The organism is Streptomyces sp. So13.3 (genome assembly GCF_005860785.2).
GTDB classification, from domain to species: domain Bacteria; phylum Actinomycetota; class Actinomycetes; order Streptomycetales; family Streptomycetaceae; genus Actinacidiphila; species Actinacidiphila fildesensis.
The window spans coordinates 4,122,573-4,139,631 of the sequence record NZ_CP048835.1 but is presented as its reverse complement, the minus strand read 5'-3'; the positions used below and the strand labels follow the sequence as shown (position 1 = coordinate 4,139,631).

Below are 17,059 nucleotides of genomic sequence, written 5' to 3'. Positions count from 1 at the left end.
CGGCCAGGTTTTGTACAGAGGCGTCCCCTGACAGCCCCCCGGGCCGGAGCGATAGCCTTACTGCGTGATCAGCGTTGATCCATGCAGGCGGGTCCGATCCGTAAACAACGGTACGGCGCCCCTGTATCCCGGCATAGCGTCGTCCCGTAGCGGTGAACCCGCGCCCCGGGACGCCGCGCCATCACCCGACGTCACGCAACGGCGCGCGACAGGAGTCAGAGGACATGCAGACCAAGCTGGACGAAGCCAAGGCCGAGCTGCTCGTACGGGCGGCCCGGGTAGCTGAGAACAGCCCGGCAGGGGGACACCCCGGCCAGGGCCTCGACGCAGAGGCGCTGACCGCGTTCCTCCAGCGCTACTACCTGCACAGTGCACCGGAGGACCTGCTCGACCGCGATCCGGTCGACGTGTTCGGCGCGGCACTGTCCCACCACCGGCTCGCAGAGGTACGCCCGCAGGGCACCGCGAATGTCCGGGTCCACACCCCGACGGTCGAAGAGAACGGCTGGGCCTGCAGCCACACCGTCGTCGAGGTCGTCACCGACGACATGCCCTTCCTCGTCGACTCGGTCACCAACGCCCTGTCGCAGGCCGACCGGGCGATCCATGTGGTGGTCCACCCGCAGATCGTGGTGCGCCGCGACGTGACGGGCAAGCTGCTGGAGATCATCGGCAACGGGTGCTCGCTGCACGACAACGGCGGCGACCCCGACAACCTCCCGCACGACGCGCTCACCGAGTCCTGGATCCACGTCGAGATCGACCGTGAGACCGACCGCGAGGATCTCAAGCAGATCACCGCGGAGTTGCGCGGCGCGCTGTCCGACGTCCGTGAGTCCGTCGAGGACTGGACGAAGATGCGCGAGGCCACGCTCCGGATCGCCGAGGAGCTCGCCGCGACGCCGCCGCCGCTGCCCGAGCAGGAGGTCGGCGAGGCCTGGGAGCTGATGAAGTGGCTCGCCGACGACCACTTCACCTTCCTCGGCTACCGCGAGTACGAGCTGACCACCGACGCCGGCCCGGACGGCAGCGGCGAGGACGTCCTGTCGGCGATCGCCGGCACCGGCCTGGGCATCCTGCGCTCCGACCCCCAGCACGGGGACGACGGCACGCACCCCGGCTCCCCGTCGTTCAACCGGCTGCCGGCCGACGCACGGGCCAAGGCCCGTGAGCACAAGCTGCTGATCCTCACCAAGGCCAACAGCCGCTCCACCGTCCACCGGCCCTCCTACCTCGACTACGTCGGGGTGAAGAAGTTCGACGCCGAGGGCAACGTCATCGGCGAGCGGCGCTTCCTGGGCCTGTTCTCCTCAGCCGCGTACACCGAGTCGGTGCGCCGCGTCCCGGTGATCCGCCGCAAGGTGGAGGAGGTGCTGGAGGGCGCCGGCTTCACCCCGGACAGCCACGACGGCCGCGACCTGCTCCAGATCCTGGAGACCTACCCGCGCGACGAGCTGTTCCAGACCCCGGCCGACGAGCTGCGCTCCATCGTCACCAGCGTGCTGTACCTGCAGGAGCGCCGCCGGCTGCGGCTGTTCCTGCGGCAGGACGAGTACGGCCGCTACTACTCCGCGCTGGTCTACCTGCCGCGCGACCGCTACACCACGGCGGTGCGGCTGCGGCTCACCAACATCCTCCAGGACGAGCTGAACGGCCACAGCGTCGACTTCACCGCCTGGAACACCGAATCGGTGCTCTCCCGGCTGCACTTCGTCGTCCGCGTGGCGCCCGGCACGGCCCTCACCGACCTCACCGAGGCCGAGATCGACCGGATCGAGGCCCGGCTCGTCGAGGCGGCCCGCTCCTGGGCCGACGGCTTCGCCGAGGCGCTCACCGCCGAATGCGGCGAGGAGCGGGCCGCCGAGCTGACCCGCAGCTACGCCCAGGCCTTCCCCGACGGCTACCGGGCGGACTTCACCCCCCGTTCGGCCGTCGCGGACCTGCAGCACATCGAACAGCTCAAGCCCGAGGGCGACTTCACCCTCAGCCTGTACGAGCCGGTCGGCGCGGCTCCCGGGGAGCGCCGCTTCAAGATCTACCGCACCGGTGCGCCCGTCTCGCTCTCCGCCGTTCTGCCGGTGCTGCAGAAGCTCGGCGTCGAGGTCGTGGACGAGCGCCCCTACGAGCTGCGCCGCACCGACCACACCCGCGCCTGGGTGTACGACTTCGGCCTGCGGCTCGACCCCTCCCTCGGCGATCTCGGCGACGACGCCCGTGAGCGCTTCCAGGAGACGTTCGCCGCCACCTGGACCGACGAGGCGGAGAACGACGGCTTCAACTCCCTGGTGCTGCGCGCCGGGCTGAACTGGCGCCAGGCCATGGTGCTGCGCGCCTACGCCAAGTACATGCGGCAGGCCGGCTCCACCTTCAGCCAGGACTACATGGAGGACACCCTCCGGAACAACGTCCACACCACCCGGCTGCTGGTGAACCTCTTCCAGGCCCGGATGTCCCCGGACCACCAGCGGGCCGGCAAGGAGCTGACCGACGGGCTCCTTGAGGAGCTCGACGGCGCGCTCGACCAGGTCGCCTCGCTGGACGAGGACCGCATCCTGCGGTCCTTCCTCACCCTCATCAAGGCGACGCTGCGCACCAACTACTTCCAGCGCCGCGACGACGGGCAGCCGCACAGCTACCTGTCGATGAAGTTCGACCCGCAGGAGATCCCGGACCTGCCCGCGCCCCGCCCGGCCTTCGAGATCTGGGTGTACTCACCGCGGGTCGAGGGTGTCCACCTGCGCTTCGGCAAGGTCGCCCGCGGCGGGCTGCGCTGGTCCGACCGGCGCGAGGACTTCCGTACCGAGGTGCTGGGCCTGGTCAAGGCGCAGATGGTGAAGAACACCGTGATCGTGCCGGTCGGCGCCAAGGGCGGCTTCGTCGGCAAGCGGCTGCCCGACCCGGCGGTGGACCGTGACGCGTGGCTGGCCGAGGGCATCGCCTCGTACAAGACCTTCATCTCCGGCCTGCTCGACATCACCGACAACCTGGTGGGCGGCGAGGTCGTCCCGCCGAACGGCGTGGTGCGGCACGACGAGGACGACACGTACCTGGTCGTCGCCGCGGACAAGGGCACCGCGTCCTTCTCCGACATCGCCAACGAGGTCGCCGTCAGCTACGGCTTCTGGCTGGGCGACGCGTTCGCCTCCGGCGGCTCGGTCGGCTACGACCACAAGAAGATGGGCATCACGGCCAAGGGCGCCTGGGAGTCCGTCAAGCGGCACTTCCGCGAGATGGGCCACAACACGCAGTCCGAGGACTTCACGGTCGTCGGCGTCGGCGACATGTCGGGCGACGTGTTCGGCAACGGGATGCTGCTCAGCGAGCACATCCAGCTGATCGCCGCCTTCGACCACCGGCACATCTTCCTGGACCCGACCCCCGACGCGGCGGTGTCCTACGCCGAGCGGCGCCGGATGTTCGAGCTGCCGCGCTCCTCGTGGGCGGACTACGACAGCTCGCTCATCTCGGCGGGCGGCGGCATCCACCCGCGCAGCGCCAAGGCCATCCCGATCACCGCGCAGGTCCGCAAGGCGCTCGGCATCGAGGGGAACGTCGCCAAGCTGACCCCCGCCGAGCTGATGAAGGCGATCCTGCAGGCCCCTGTGGACCTGCTCTGGAACGGCGGCATCGGCACCTACGTCAAGGCCTCGACCGAATCGCACACCGACGTCGGCGACAAGGCCAACGACGCGATCCGCGTCGACGGCGCGGACCTGCGGGTCAAGGTCGTCGGCGAGGGCGGCAACCTGGGGCTGACGCAGCTCGGCCGTATCGAGTTCGCGCTCAACGGCGGCCGGATCAACACCGACGCGATCGACAACAGCGCCGGCGTGGACGCCTCGGACCACGAGGTCAACATCAAGATCCTGCTCAACAGCGTGGTCGCGGACGGCGATCTGACCGTCAAGCAGCGCAACACGCTGCTCGCCGCGATGACCGACGAGGTCGGCAGCCTGGTGCTGCGCAACAACTACGCGCAGAACGTCGCGCTCGGGAACGGCATGGCGCAGGCGTCCAGCCTGCTCCACGCCCACCAGCGCTTCATGCGCAAGCTGGTGCGCGACGGCCGGCTCGACCGGGCGCTGGAGTTCCTTCCCACCGACCGGCAGATCCGCGAGCGGCTCGCCAACGGGCAGGGGCTGAGCCAGCCCGAGCTGTCCGTGCTGATGGCGTACACGAAGATCACTGTCGCGGAGGAGCTGATCCACACCGACCTCCCGGAGGATCCGTACCTGCGCACGCTGCTGCACGACTACTTCCCCAAGCCGCTGCGCGAGCGGTTCGAGACGCAGATCGAGAGCCACGCGCTGCACCGTGAGATCGTCACGACGATGCTGGTCAACGACACCGTCAACACCGGTGGCACGACCTTCCTGCACCGTTTCCGCGAGGAGATCGGCGCGACCGGCGAGGAGATCGTCAGGGCGCACACCGCGGCCCGCGCGATCTTCGGGCTCTCCGCGATCTGGGACGACGTCGAAGCGCTCGACAACGTCGTGGACGCCGATGTGCTGACCCGGATCCGGCTGCACTCGCGCCGGCTCGTCGAGCGTGCCACGCGCTGGCTGCTCAACAACCGGCCGCAGCCGCTGGAGATCGCCGGGACGATCGAGTTCTTCCGCGACGGGGTGGCCACCGTCTGGTCCCAGCTGCCGAAGCTGACGCGCGGCGCCGACCTGGAGTGGTACCAGAGCATCCATGACGAGCTGACCGGCGCGGGTGTCCCGGAGGAACTGGCCACCCGGGTCGCGGGCTTCTCGTCCGCCTTCCCGGCCCTCGACATCGTCGATGTCGCGGACCGCACCGGCAAGGACCCGCTCGAGGTCGCCGAGATCTACTACGACCTCGCCGACCGGCTCCAGATCACCAAGCTGCTGGACCGCATCATCGAACTGCCGCGGGCCGACCGCTGGCAGTCGATGGCCCGCGCGGCCATCCGCGAGGACCTCTTCGCGGCGCACGCCTCGCTCACCGCCGACGTGCTGTCCGCCGGGAACGGCACCTCCAACCCGGAGCAGCGCTTCAAGGCGTGGGAGGAGCAGAACGCGGCGCTCATCGGCCGTGCCAGGACCACCCTCGACGAGATCCAGGGCTCGGAGGAGTTCGACCTCGCGAACCTGTCGGTCGCGATGCGGACGTTCCGTACGCTGCTGCGCGCCCGCCGCTGAGGCGGGGGCCGACAGGCCCACGCCGACGCAGGACCGTGAACGCCGGCCGGACCCCGTACACCGGGGCCCGGCCGGCGTTCGTGCGCTCGGGGGTGCGTCAGCCGGCCGTTCCCGGCACGGGTGCGCTCGGTGCCGGCCCCTGGGGCGATACCGGTGTTCCGCAGCACCGCGAGGTGCCGGGCGCCGGTGAAGGGGTGGCCGGTGGCGGGCGGTGGTCGCCGTTCCGCAAGAAGGCGAAGGTCAGGGTCACCGCGAGGAGCAGGGCGACGACGCTGCCGGCGATCGCGAGCAGCGTCTGCTGGCGGTACTTGCCGCCCACCGGCGGTACGTCGGGTGTGGCGGTGCCCCAGTTGGACCAGGTGGAGACGACCGGGCCGAAGAGGTTGCCGGGAGCCGGCTCGGCGGAAGGGTCCGGTGCGGAGTCCGGTGCCGAGTCGCCTAATGTTATGGATTCCGGCTCGGGCGGCCGCTGGGCCGCGGCCGCGCGCCGGACGATCTCCGCCGTCAGCGGCTCGGGCAGCCAGTCGGTGACATCGCGCAGCGGCCGTCCGGCGGCCCGCTCGCACAGTCCGGCCAGTTCGGCGGGCTCGGGCCGGTCGGCGGGATCGGCGGCCAGACAGCGCTCCAGTACCGGTCGCAACAGGTCCGGGTAGCCGGACAGGTCCGGTGGCCGGAGGGCGGTGTTGGCGATCCGGGTGGCGAGGCTGATGGGGCCGCCGGGACCGAGTTCGCCGTACGGATGGCGGCCGGTCGCGACCACCGCGGCGAGCAGGCCGAGCGAGAAGATGTCGCTGGCGGGCGTGAGGGCGTCCCCGTTGGCGTGCTCGGGCGACATGTACTGCGGGGTCGTGATGAGGCCGCCGCCACGCGTCGGACGGGTGGATTCGGCGGCCCTGGCTATGCCGAAGTCGGCCAGCCAGGGACCGTCGTCGCTGAGCAGGACGTTGCCCGGCTGGAGATCGCGGTGCACGATGCCGCCGGCGTGCACCGCGCGCAGCCCCTCGGCCACACAGCCGGTCAGCTGCAGGGCGGCGGGGAGCGGCAGCGGCCCGAAGGCGGTGAGCGCGTCGTCGAGGGAGAGGCCGGGTACGTAGGCGGTGGCCAGCCAGGGCCGGTCCCCGGTGGAGTCATGGCCGACGATCGGGACGACGTGGTAGCCCCGGACGTCCCGTGCGGCCCGCACGTCCCGCTGGAAACGCCGGCGGAACTCCTTGTCCCGCGCGTACTCCCGGCGGATCACCTTCAGGGCCGCGGGCTGCCCGCCCGGGGTGTGCGACAGATAGACGGTGCCCAGGCCGCCCTCGCCGATCCTGGCGAGCAGCCGGTACCCGGCGATCTCGCGGGGATCGTCCGGCCGCAGTGCGCCGAGAGCGCCGGGCGCGTCGCCGCTGTCGCTGTCGTTGCTGGCGATGTCCGGCACCCCCGATTGGCGATCGAGGAACGATGCTATCGGTCCGAACTCCTGTGCATGGCAGGGGAATCCGGCCAGGAAAAGGATGCTCCACGGCCGTGTTCCGCCCCGCGGGGACGACTGCGCCCCCGCCCTCCCGGCGGACCGGGTGGACGGGGGCGCGGCTGGTTCGCGGAGTGCGGCCGGTCAGGCCGTCGGAGCCGAGGAGACCAGGACGAACTCGTTGTAGGGGAAGATCTTCCCGGCCGCGCGGGGGAACGGGAAGGAGTACGTGCGCTTCGTGGTCAGACCCGCCTCGTCGGCGTAGGCCCGCAGCTCCTCGAAGCCGACGAAGCGCACATGCGTGGCGTCCGTGCGGTAGCCGGCCTCCTGCGGGGTGATGAGCACCACCGAGCCGCCGGGCTTGAGGTACGGCAGGTACTGGGCGAGCAGACCGGACGCGACGTCCTCGTCCAGGTGCTCCAGCACGTGCGCGCAGAGCAGGCTGTCGAACGAACCGGGCCCGCAGTCCGCGGCCTCGGCCAGCTCCTCCGGGGTGTACGCGGTCAGACCGCGCTCACGGGCGGTCGCCACCGACGTCGGGTTGTGGTCCACACCCACGCTGTCCGGACCGCAGTTCTGCAGGTTCCGGCCCAGTCCGCAGCCGATGTCGAGCACCCGGCCCAGCTTCAGGCGGCGCAGGTTCCAGCGGTACGGGGCCTGCGTGGGAAGCAGCCGCTTGATGCCGGCCTTTTCCAGGGTCGCCAGACGCTCGGTGTAGTTGGCGTCGGCGGTGCTCTTACGGTCCTGCGAGGTGTCGGACATCAGCCGGAGTAGCTTTCTCTGGGATGAACGGGAAGAACGCTGGGTGACGAGAGGCCGGGCCCGGCCCGGGGACCGGCGGCGGGCGACCCTGTCTGAGCCGACCTGGACGGGAGGCACTCTTCTTGAATCCTCCCCCAGCCGAAGAAGGGGGATTCCTGGCTCACGCTGCTCGGTCGCTCAGCGAACAATCGAGTCTGACGCGATCAACACCAGCCGGGGTGAAACCAGCCCGGTTTACGTGAACGCTAGCAGCGCGGAGAACGCAAATACCAGGGCCGTCCGGCACGGTGGCCGGCGGGCTCTCACCCTTGATCGGAAAACAGCAGGTCAGCGACCCGGGAGGCGGCCGAGCCGTCGTCCAGGGGGCAGAAAGCGGTGTGGAAACGGGCATAGCTCTCCGCACTGCGCCGGATGACGGAGTCCAGATCGCGCAACGCGCCGATCAGGTCGTCGGTGCTGCGCAGCAGCGGGCCGGGCGCCTGGGCCTCGAAATCGAGGTAGAAACCGCGGACGGTGTCCCGGTAGTGGTCCAGGTCCGGCGTGAGGAACAGCATGGGGCGCCCGGTGTTGGCGAAGTCGGCCATCACGGACGAGTAGTCGGTGACGAGCACGTCCGCGATCAGCAGCAGCTCCGCGAGATCCGGGTAGCCGGACACATCGCGGGCGAAACCGCCGCCGTTGACCGGCACCCGGTCCGCGACCAGCGGATGGGCGCGCACCAGGAGCACGTGGTCGGCGGCGAGCGCCGACTCGGCGGCGGCGAGGTCCAGAGCCAGGTCCAGCCGGTAGTGCCGGTCGTCGTACGCCCGGTCGTCGCGCTGGGTGGGGGCGTACAGGACGACCCGCTTGTCCGCCGGGAGACCGAGCTGGGTGCGGACCTCCTCGGCGAGCTTGTCCCGGTCGTCGGCGAAGAGCAGATCGGTGCGCGGCAGCCCGGTCTCGACGACCTCACCGTCGTAACCGAGCGCCTGGCGCAGCAGCGGGGTGCTGTACGGGTTCGGGGAGATCAGTACGTCCCACTGGTGGCCGCGCAGGGGCTGCGGCCACAGGTGGGCGAGGTCGGCGCACAGGGTGCCGGCCAGGTCCTGGCCGATGCGCTTGACGGGGGTGCCGTGCCAGGTCTGGACGACCCGCTGGCCCTCGCGCCGCTCGAACCAGGCGGGCAGGTGGGTGTTGGTGACCAGATGACGGCTGCGGGCGAGCGCCTCGTGCCACGCCGCGCTGCCATGGGTGACGGCGCGCACGGTGGGCGGCAGCTGCACACGGGCGTCGCCGACCACCCACAGGTGGTCCAGGGCGGCGCCGCGGCGCACCAGCTCCTCGTGCACGGCGCGCGGCGAGTCGGAGTACTGGCGCCCGTCGAAGCTGCTGTACAGCACGGTGTCGCGCAGCGTACGGGCGCGAGCCTGCGGATAGTGCCGCTCGCGCAGCAGGCGGCCGCGGTACGGGCCGCGGTCCTCCGGCGCCACGGTGGGACCGGCGTCCAGGAACAGCTGGTCGTGGCAGCGGCGGTCCAGCGTGAGGGCCCGGTCGGCGTCCGGCAGCTGCGTCGGGACCGGGAGCGGGAGAGGAAGCGACGGGAACGCGCACGGGGCCACGTGGACGGGGGTCTCGCCGGTGACGTCGGTGTTCTCCGCGCTGCCGGTGCGCAGGTGGAGGTACCAGTGCCCCTCGGTCGGCGCGGCCTCCGCGGGCCGGACGGTCACGCTGAAACGGTCCCCGTCCGCGGTGACCGGGAAGGCGGCCTCCGCCCGGTGCGTGCCGTGCCGCAGCACCAGTTCGGCTCCCTCGGGGGTCCTGGCCGGCAGTTCGCCCTCGATGAGCAGCGAACCGTCCGCCTGCAGTCCCACCTGGTCGGCCACGGCGCGGAGCGTACGGTCCCGCAGCTCCAGGTCGCCGGCGGCGGTGACCCCGAGGACCAGCTCACGGTGGAGCCCGCCGAGCAGGGGGTCGGTGCCGAGCGCGTACCGGCCGGGCGACAGCGACGGGCCGACGGCGATCCGGGTCGACCCGTCGGCCAGGGTGAAGGCGACGTCCCAGGTCGCGCTCGCCCCGGGGGAGGCGCCCGCCGGGCCGTCGGTGCCGCTGCCGGTCCCGTCGGCGGGGGCTGGAGTGGTGGCGGTGGCGCGGGCGGTCGCCAGGTCGGCGAGGGAGAACCGGGCGGTGACGACGCTTCCGGGCTTTCCGGCGGAGCCGGCCGGCCGGCAGACGGCGGGGTATTCGAGGAACGCCCCGGAGGCGCGGTGGGTCAGGAGCAGGGTCCGCGGCTGCTCCGTGCCGCTGTTGACGGCGAGCACTTCGACGGTGTCGTCGTCCACTGCGTGGTGGCCGGTCAGCCGGACCTCGACCGGTTCGACCGACAGCCGCAGCCGGCCGTCCTCGAAGCAGGGGACGAGGCGCAGCCCGTCACCCAGCGGATGCGGCACCGGTGAGGCGCCGGAGCCGGTGTCCCCGGCGTGCACCTCGGTGGTCCTGACGACGCCGGAGGTCGCCACGGTGACGCCCAGCCGCCACCGGCCGGCGGTCCACCGGCCGCCGCGCCGCAGCCGCTTGGGGTCGACGGTGATCTCGAAGCCGGACCAGTCGTAGCAGTGCTGCTCCTGCCGCGAGGCGTCCGTGGCCTCCGGGACCGGCACGGTACGCAGCGGGACCAGGAGTTTGCGGCGGCCCGACGTCAGGACCGCGGTCTTGAGCGACCTGCGCTTCGCGGAGGCGTCCAGGTTCTGGATGTACGCATAGCCCCTGAGGACGAGCTTGCCGTCCTGCCAGCGCGTTTCCAGCAGGCGGGACCGTACGGGGAGGTCGGCCGCGGAGAGCGCGGCCACGTCGTACGGCAGCCGGATCGTGCCACCGGCGCGCGCGCCGTCGGGGATCTCGGCGCGCCTGCGGAGCGGGGGGCCCGCGACGGTGAAGCCGGCGTGGTTGCGCTCCTCGTGCGCGAGCGCGGCGAGCAGGTCGTCGAGCCGGCCCTCGCGGATGAGGTGGCACGTGATCCGCAGCCCGACCGGGAGTTCCCCGTGGAGGGAGGGGTCGACGCGGGCGAGGAAGTCCCGGGCGCGGTCCATGAAGACCTCGCGGTACTCGGGGCCTGCCATCGGCAGCGCCCCGGCGCAGTCCAGCAGGTCACCGGAGAGGATGGAACGGTCGTACTCCCGCTTGAGCGCCTCCAGCTTGTGCGTTGGCGTCGACGCTGACATGGACGTCGACGTGCCGGCGAGGAAACGGCTGACGCCGTCGACGGCCGCGAAGCGGTCCCGCAGGTCCTGGACGTCGGTGCGGCGGCGGTTCGCCGGGCGGGGGTGGGGCTGGTGCCGGTCGCGCTCGCGCTCGGGCAGGACGTCGACGGCCTCGGCGAGGAAGTGCGCGGGGATCGTGACCGCGCCGTCCTCGTGGCGGACGTCTTCGGGGAACGTGAGGGCGTGGCGGTCCCAGAAGGTGCGGCGGAACACCTTGTTCGTCGCCGAACGGTCCGCGAGGAGGGCGCCGTCCCGGGTGATGTGGGTGGTGGTCGCCGTGGTCGTGACTTGTGCGGCGGCGGTGGTGGCGAGGTCCGCGCCCGAGCGGTCCAGCCGGGTCACCAGCTTTTCGTACGTGCGGGGCGGGAGGGTGTCGTCACCGTCGAGGAAGGCCAGGTACGTGGTGCGGGGATCCGCCTGCCTGGCGCCCGCGTTGCGGGCGTGACCGACGCCCCGTGCGTCCGGCCGCGCGGCTCGTACCAGCCGGAAGCGCCGGTCGTTCGCGGCGAACCGCCGCGCGATCTCCGGGGCATGGTCCGCGTCCCCGTCCGTGACGTCGACCATCACCACATCGAGTGCGTCCAGCGTCTGTTCCGCGACCGACCGGAGGCATTCCTCCAGGTGCTGCTCGACGTTGTGGACGGGGACGACGACGGTCAGTCGGGGCGTCATACGGCGGCTCGGGCCTTTCCGGGTGCGGGTGCCGGGGCCGGGCTCTCCGGCGCGGGGTCCGAAATCGTGTATGTGTGGGCCTGGCGGCCCACACATACACGGCAGCATTTCGGACCCCCGCGCCTACGACCCCGTCCCCTCCCGTCGCCGGGCCTGCTCGACCCGGCGTGGCGATCTGGTCGACACAGCGTAGCTGTTCCATCGCCCAACGTAGTCGCCCGGAAAGTGGTGTTGCCCTCCCCGCTCGTCAGCCGCGGCGGCTCACCACTGCCTTCGTGATGAACGGCGGCAGCACGTTCACCGCGAAGCGCCGCAGCGGGGAGCGGCGGCGCTTCGCGGGTGCGGGCGCCACGGTTGCCGGTGCCGGGCTGACCGCGGGGGCCGCCGGGGTCTTGGTGGTGGCCTGGTGGCGGGAGGCGGGCTGGGCCGGCAGGGCCGCCTTCCGTCCGTTGATGCGGATGAGCTGTTCGCCGGCGACGCTCTGCACCTCGTGCCAGAGGTCCTCACGGGTCTCCAGCCAGGTCAGCAGCTCGGCGCGCACGGCCGCCGGGTCGCCCCAGGTGCCGTAGAGCTTCCGCTCGGTGATGCAGATGACGTGCAGTCCGCCGGTGGTCACGGCCTGCCAGGCCGCGGCGGCGACGCCGGGGCAGTGCTCGGCGCGGAAGTCGTCGAGGACGACCACGCCGTGCGCCTTCAGCAGGTCCCGGGCGTCGGTGATGTCCGCGTGGACGTGCTCGTAGAGGTGCGAGGCGTCGATGTGGACGAACCGGCAGCTGTCGGCGGTGACATGGTCGGGCACCACCGAGGACAGGCCCTGCACGACCGTCGGCAGCTCCTCGTGGAAGGAGAGGTAGTTCGCCTCGAACGCCCGCCGGGTGAGCGTGGAGTACGACCTGGCCATCTCCGCGCTGTTGTCGGTGTCCTCGGCGGGCGCGTCGAACAGGTCGCAGACGGTGAAGCGCTCTCCCTCACGTCGGTAGGAGCCCGTGAAGATGGCGCTCTTGCCCATGTACACGCCCACTTCGAGCAGATCGCCCGGTTCGGTGCGCTCCTGCTGACGGCTGAGGAGCCAGTCGAAGAGCAGCTGGTCGGCCGGGAAGAACCAGCCCTTCACCTCGGCCAGTTCGGTGGGGGTGGGGAGCTGCTCGGTGGGCTTGGTGGGGGCTTCCATGGGTGTTCCGTTCAGCTGGGCGCGAGTGAGGCGGAGAGGGTTCCGGTGTGCGGGCGGCTGGACAGCGCGCGCACATGGCCGGGGGCGGGCGCCGGGCGGCGGTCCTGGAGCGGGATCACCGACGGGAGGGTGTCCCCGCGGTTCTCCAGGAACAGCCGGCGGACGACGCGCTCCGCGGCGTATCCGTCGTCGTACGGGCAGAAGCGTTCGCGGAACGCGGCGCGCAGCTGGGCCGAGCGGGGCCCGCGCCAGGCGTCGGTCGCGAGGATGTCGATCAACTCGTCCTCGCTGCGCGCGAGGAGGCCGGGCGGGTGCGCGGTGATGTCGAAGTAGGCTCCGCGCGAGGCACGGTAGACCTCCCAGTCCTCGGCATGGATGACGATCGGCCGGTCGAGATTGGCGTAGTCGAACATCAGCGACGAGTAGTCGGTCAGCAGCACGTCCGAGGCCAGGCACAGCTGTTCGACGGACGGGTGCCGGGACACATCGAGGAAGGCCGGCTGTCCGGCAGCGTGCTGGGCGCCGGTGTCGTAGAGGTGATGTGTGCGCATCAGGACCGTGAATCCGGGGCCAAGTTCGCGGGCGATCCTTTCCACGTCGAGATCGGCGTGGAATCCGGCGCGGTAGTCGCGGTGGGTGGGTGCGTAGAGCACGGCCGTGGAGTCGCGCGGAATGCCCAGTTCGGCGCGGATGCGCAGCACGTCGTCGGTGGTGGCGCGCTGGTAGACGTCGTTGCGGGGCTGGCCGTACTCCAGGGTGGTGAAGCCGGACGGGTAGGCGCGTTCCCAGGTGAGGCTCGAGTGCCGGCTGGACGACAGGTTGTAGTCCCAGAGGTCCGCCTGGGCGAGGACGTGTGCGAAGTCCGTCGACCTCGCGGCGGCCGGGAAGTCCCGCAGGTCCAGGCCCATGTGCTTGAGCGGGGTGCCGTGGTGCGTCTGGAGGGTGAGCTGGCCGGCGCGCTTGGCGTAGCGGGGGTGCAGGTCGTCGTTGGTGACCAGGTACTTGGCCCGGGCCATTGCCGTCCAGAACGCGGCCGAGCCCGGCTGCAGGCGGCGTACGCCGGGCGGCAGGGTGTGGGCGTGCTCGGGGGTGGTGACCCAGGCGGTGCGGATGTGCGGCGCCAGCTCGCGCAGCCGGGTCTCGATCGCGGCCGGGTTGCAGACGTAGCCCCGGTCCCCGTACGCGGAGAAGACCGCCAGTTCCTGGTCGAGGGCGCGGCGCCGCTGCAGGCGGTAGTGCAGCCGCAGCGCCGCCTCGCGGATCCGGCCGTACCGGGCGGCGACCCGGGCCTGCGCCCGCAGCCGTGTCCGGTGGACGCCGCCGAGCGCCTGGAAGGCGCGGCGGGCCCCGAGGCGCACCAGGAGGTAGCGCAGCCCCGCCTGGCCGAACGGGGTGGGGGCGCGGAAGGCCCGCGGGCGGTGCCGGCGGTAGTAGGCGCGGCACCGCTTGAAGTAGTCGGCGCGCGATGAACGCGGCAGCCGGTCGGGGGAGTTGTAGACGGTGGTGAGGTGGTCGAGCATCCGGCGGAAGAGGGCCGGCCGCCAGTGCTCCAGCCGGGGATGGCTGTCGAGGAAGGCGAAGACCCGGTCGTACTGCTTGAAGATGTCGAAGTGCCGGCGGCTGGTGGTGCCGAGGACGGTGCCGCGGCGGCGCTGCCGGTAGCGGACGCACACCTGGTCCAGGACGGCGATGGTGCCGGCGGCCAGCAGCGCCGGGTACGTCCACGCGGTGGCCTCGTAGTAGCCGGGCGGGAAGGTGAGGTCCACCCGCTCGGCGAACTCCCGGCGGTAGGCCTTGTTCCAGACGACGGTGAGGAGCTGGAGCAGTTCCGGGCGGTCACCGAGGGTGAACGTCTCCGGCCCGGTCTGGCTCAGGTGTCCGGCCAGGCCGTTGCGCCGCGCCTCGCCGTTCCAGTAGGTGCGCTCGTAGTCGAAGACGAGGATGTCGGGGCCGCCGGTCTCCTTGAGGCGGTCCGTGATCGCCAGCAGGGAGCCGGGGGCGAGGCTGTCGTCGGCGTCGAGGAAGAGCAGGTAGTCGCCGGTGGCGCGGATCAGCCCGGCGTTGCGGGCGTGGCCGGGGCCGACGTTCTCGGGGAGGTGGATGGCGGTGATCCGGCGGTCGCGGCCGGCGAACTCGTCGATGATCTCGCCGCTGCCGTCCGGGGAGCCGTCGTTCACCACGATCAGCTCGAAGTCGGTGAAGGACTGGGTCGTTACGGATTCCAGGCAGGCGTGCAGATAGGCCTGAACCTTGTAGGCGGGAACGATGACGCTGAACCGGGGCAAGGGACATCCAGGTGTTGACGCGGGCGCTGTGGACGGGCGCCCGCGTACACACGAGGATTGCTCGGTTATCGGATGAACAATGACGTACGCGGCCTGTGCCCGTTATATGGGGCGCAACGTCGCGGAGAGTGATCTGGTTACGGCGTCCAGGGGTGAGCTTCCCGCGGGTGGGCGCGGGCTACTTCACGGCGCCGGCCATCACCCCCGAGACGAACTGCCGCTGGAAGGCGAAGAACACCACGAGCGGGATGACCATGGACACGAACGCGCCCGGCGCGAGGATGTCGATGTTGCTGCCGAACTGCCTGACCTGCTGCTGCAGCGCGACGGTGATCGGCTGCGAGTCGCTGTCGGCGAAGATCAGCGCCACCAGCATGTCGTTCCACACCCACAGGAACTGGAAGATGCCCAATGAGGCGATGGCGGGGCCGCCCAGCGGCATGATCACGGTGGTGAAGAGCCGCAGCTCGCCGGCTCCGTCCAGCCGCGCAGCCTCCAGCAGTTCGCGCGGGATCTCGGCGAAGAAGTTCCGCAGTAGGAAGATCGCGAACGGCAGGCCGAAGGCGGTGTGGAAGAGCACGACGCCGGTGATGTCGCCGAAGATGCCGATCTTCCCGAAGAGCTGGGCGACCGGGATCAGCGCCACCTGGATGGGGACCACCAGCAGGCCCACCACGGCCAGGAACCACCAGTCGCGGCCCCGGAAGTCCATCCACGCGAACGCGTAGCCGGCCAGCGAGCCGATGACGACGACGAGCAGCGTGGTGGGGACGGTGATCAGGATGGTGTTGACCAGCGAGTTGACGACGGTGTCGTTGCTGAGCAGCGACTTGTAGTTGGAGACGGTGAGCTGGGAGGGGGCGCTGAGGACCTTCCACCAGCCGGACGCCGCGATGTCCGTGGGGTCGCGCAAGGAGGACAGCAGCAGACCGATGGTCGGCAGCAGCCAGAAGAGCGCGACCACGATGAGGAAGACGCGTACCGCGCCTCCGCTGACCCAGGAGGCGAGTTTCGCCGCGATCGCGCTCATCGTCGTGCCTCTCTGCGCAGCCGCCGGATATTGAAGATCATCACGGGCAGGACGAGCAGCAGCAGAAGGACGCCGATCGCACTGCCGACGCCCTGGTCGTTGCCGCCGCCGAAGGACTTCAGGTACAGCTGCAGGGCGAGCACGTTGGCGTCGCTCTGGGAGGCACCCGGGGCGATGATGTAGACGAGGTCGAAGATCTTCAGCACGTTGATCATCAGCGTGATGAGGACCACCACCAGCACCGGTGCCAGCAGCGGCACGGTGATCTTCCGGAACACCTGCCACTCGTTCGCGCCGTCCACCCGTGCCTGCTCCAGCAGTTCACGCGGCACGCCCGCCAGGCCGGCCGCGATCAGCACCATCGCGAAGCCCGCCCACATCCAGATGTACGAGACGATGATCGACGGCGTGACCAGGCTCGGACCGAGCCAGTCCACCCCGTTGTACTGGGTGGCGAAGTTGGACGAGGGCAGCCGCAGCCGGGCGCCGGCCGCCGAGGCCGGCAGCGCGAACGTGCCGTCGTCCCCGGACTTCGCCGACGCGACGACCTTCCCGTCCTTCACCGCCTCGACCTTGACGCCGGGCAGCGCCTTCTCGCCCGGGTCGATCGCGCCGGTCGTGCCGCCGCCACCGGGCTTGAAGTCCAGCCACACCGTGCCCGAGACACCGCCGTCCGCCGCCGGCGCGGCGGCCTTGGCGTCCTGCGTGTCACCCGGCAGCTTGTTCTGCGGGACGCCGATCAGCGGCAGCGCCGCCGCCGTGCCCGGCTGCGCCTGCGCCTTGGTGGTGAACGAGCCGCCTGCCGACGGTGCGAGACCGGCGTTCGGACGCGGTCTGGCGCCCGGATAGGCGGACGCCTCGGCGAAGGTGTCATGGATGCCGACCACGACCGCGTTGGCGACGCCGCGGTCCGGGTCGTTCTCGTAGACCAGCCGGAAGATGATGCCGGCCGCCAGCATCGAGATCGCCATCGGCATGAAGACGACGAGCTTGAAGGCCGTGCCCCAGGAGACCCGTTCGGTCAGCACCGCGAAGATCAGGCCCAGCGCGGTGGCCACCACCGGGGCGATGACCACCCAGATCGCGTTGTTCTTGACGGCCGTCAGATTGCTGTGGTCGGTGAAGACCTCGCCGAAGTTCTTCAGGCCGACGAACGCCGAGTTGTCCGCGTCGAAGAGGCTGCGCTGGATCGTGTACCCGATCGGGTACAGCACCAGCGAGCCGAGCAGCACCAGCGCGGGCAGCAGGAAGACCAGTGCCACCCAGGGGCGGGTGCCCATCA

Annotated in this window: 8 protein-coding genes; 1 reads left to right on the top strand and 7 read right to left on the bottom strand. The window is 71.1% G+C overall.

All coding sequences use genetic code 11. From position 1 onward, the window contains the following. The first annotated feature begins 224 nt into the window (after window positions 1-224). On the top strand, window positions 225-5,168 hold the full coding sequence (locus C8250_RS18630; RefSeq protein WP_138357598.1) for an NAD-glutamate dehydrogenase: 4,944 nt from the start codon (window positions 225-227) through the stop codon (window positions 5,166-5,168). A 97-nt stretch (window positions 5,169-5,265) separates the two neighbouring features. On the opposite strand, the gene C8250_RS18625 is transcribed toward C8250_RS18630, so the two are convergent. From C8250_RS18625 to C8250_RS18595, 7 genes are all read right to left on the bottom strand, one after another. Beyond that, entirely contained in the window at window positions 5,266-6,588 is a 1,323-nt protein-coding gene (locus C8250_RS18625) for a serine/threonine-protein kinase (protein ID WP_244809197.1), read from the bottom strand. 177 nt (window positions 6,589-6,765) lie between these two features. Continuing rightward, window positions 6,766-7,383, bottom strand: a complete 618-nt coding sequence (locus tag C8250_RS18620) for a class I SAM-dependent methyltransferase (RefSeq protein ID WP_138357597.1) — start codon at window positions 7,381-7,383, stop codon at window positions 6,766-6,768. Window positions 7,384-7,685: 302 nt separating this feature from the next. Further along, window positions 7,686-11,291, bottom strand: coding sequence for a CDP-glycerol:glycerophosphate glycerophosphotransferase (locus tag C8250_RS18615; protein WP_138357596.1), 3,606 nt, complete (start codon window positions 11,289-11,291; stop codon window positions 7,686-7,688). Window positions 11,292-11,538: 247 nt separating this feature from the next. Then, window positions 11,539-12,462, bottom strand: a complete 924-nt coding sequence (locus tag C8250_RS18610; protein WP_138357595.1) for a class I SAM-dependent methyltransferase — start codon at window positions 12,460-12,462, stop codon at window positions 11,539-11,541. An 11-nt stretch (window positions 12,463-12,473) separates the two neighbouring features. Next, window positions 12,474-14,747 (bottom strand): bifunctional glycosyltransferase/CDP-glycerol:glycerophosphate glycerophosphotransferase, encoded by a 2,274-nt coding sequence (locus C8250_RS18605; RefSeq protein ID WP_138357594.1) that lies wholly within the window; start codon window positions 14,745-14,747, stop codon window positions 12,474-12,476. 178 nt (window positions 14,748-14,925) lie between these two features. Beyond that, on the bottom strand, window positions 14,926-15,777 hold the full coding sequence (locus C8250_RS18600) for a carbohydrate ABC transporter permease (RefSeq protein WP_138357593.1): 852 nt from the start codon (window positions 15,775-15,777) through the stop codon (window positions 14,926-14,928). Beyond that, window positions 15,774-17,057: a sugar ABC transporter permease gene (locus C8250_RS18595; RefSeq protein WP_138357603.1), complete on the bottom strand. Its 1,284-nt coding sequence runs from the start codon at window positions 17,055-17,057 to the stop codon at window positions 15,774-15,776. Before C8250_RS18595 ends, C8250_RS18600 begins: the two co-directional genes overlap by 4 nt. Window positions 17,058-17,059 lie beyond the last annotated feature (2 nt).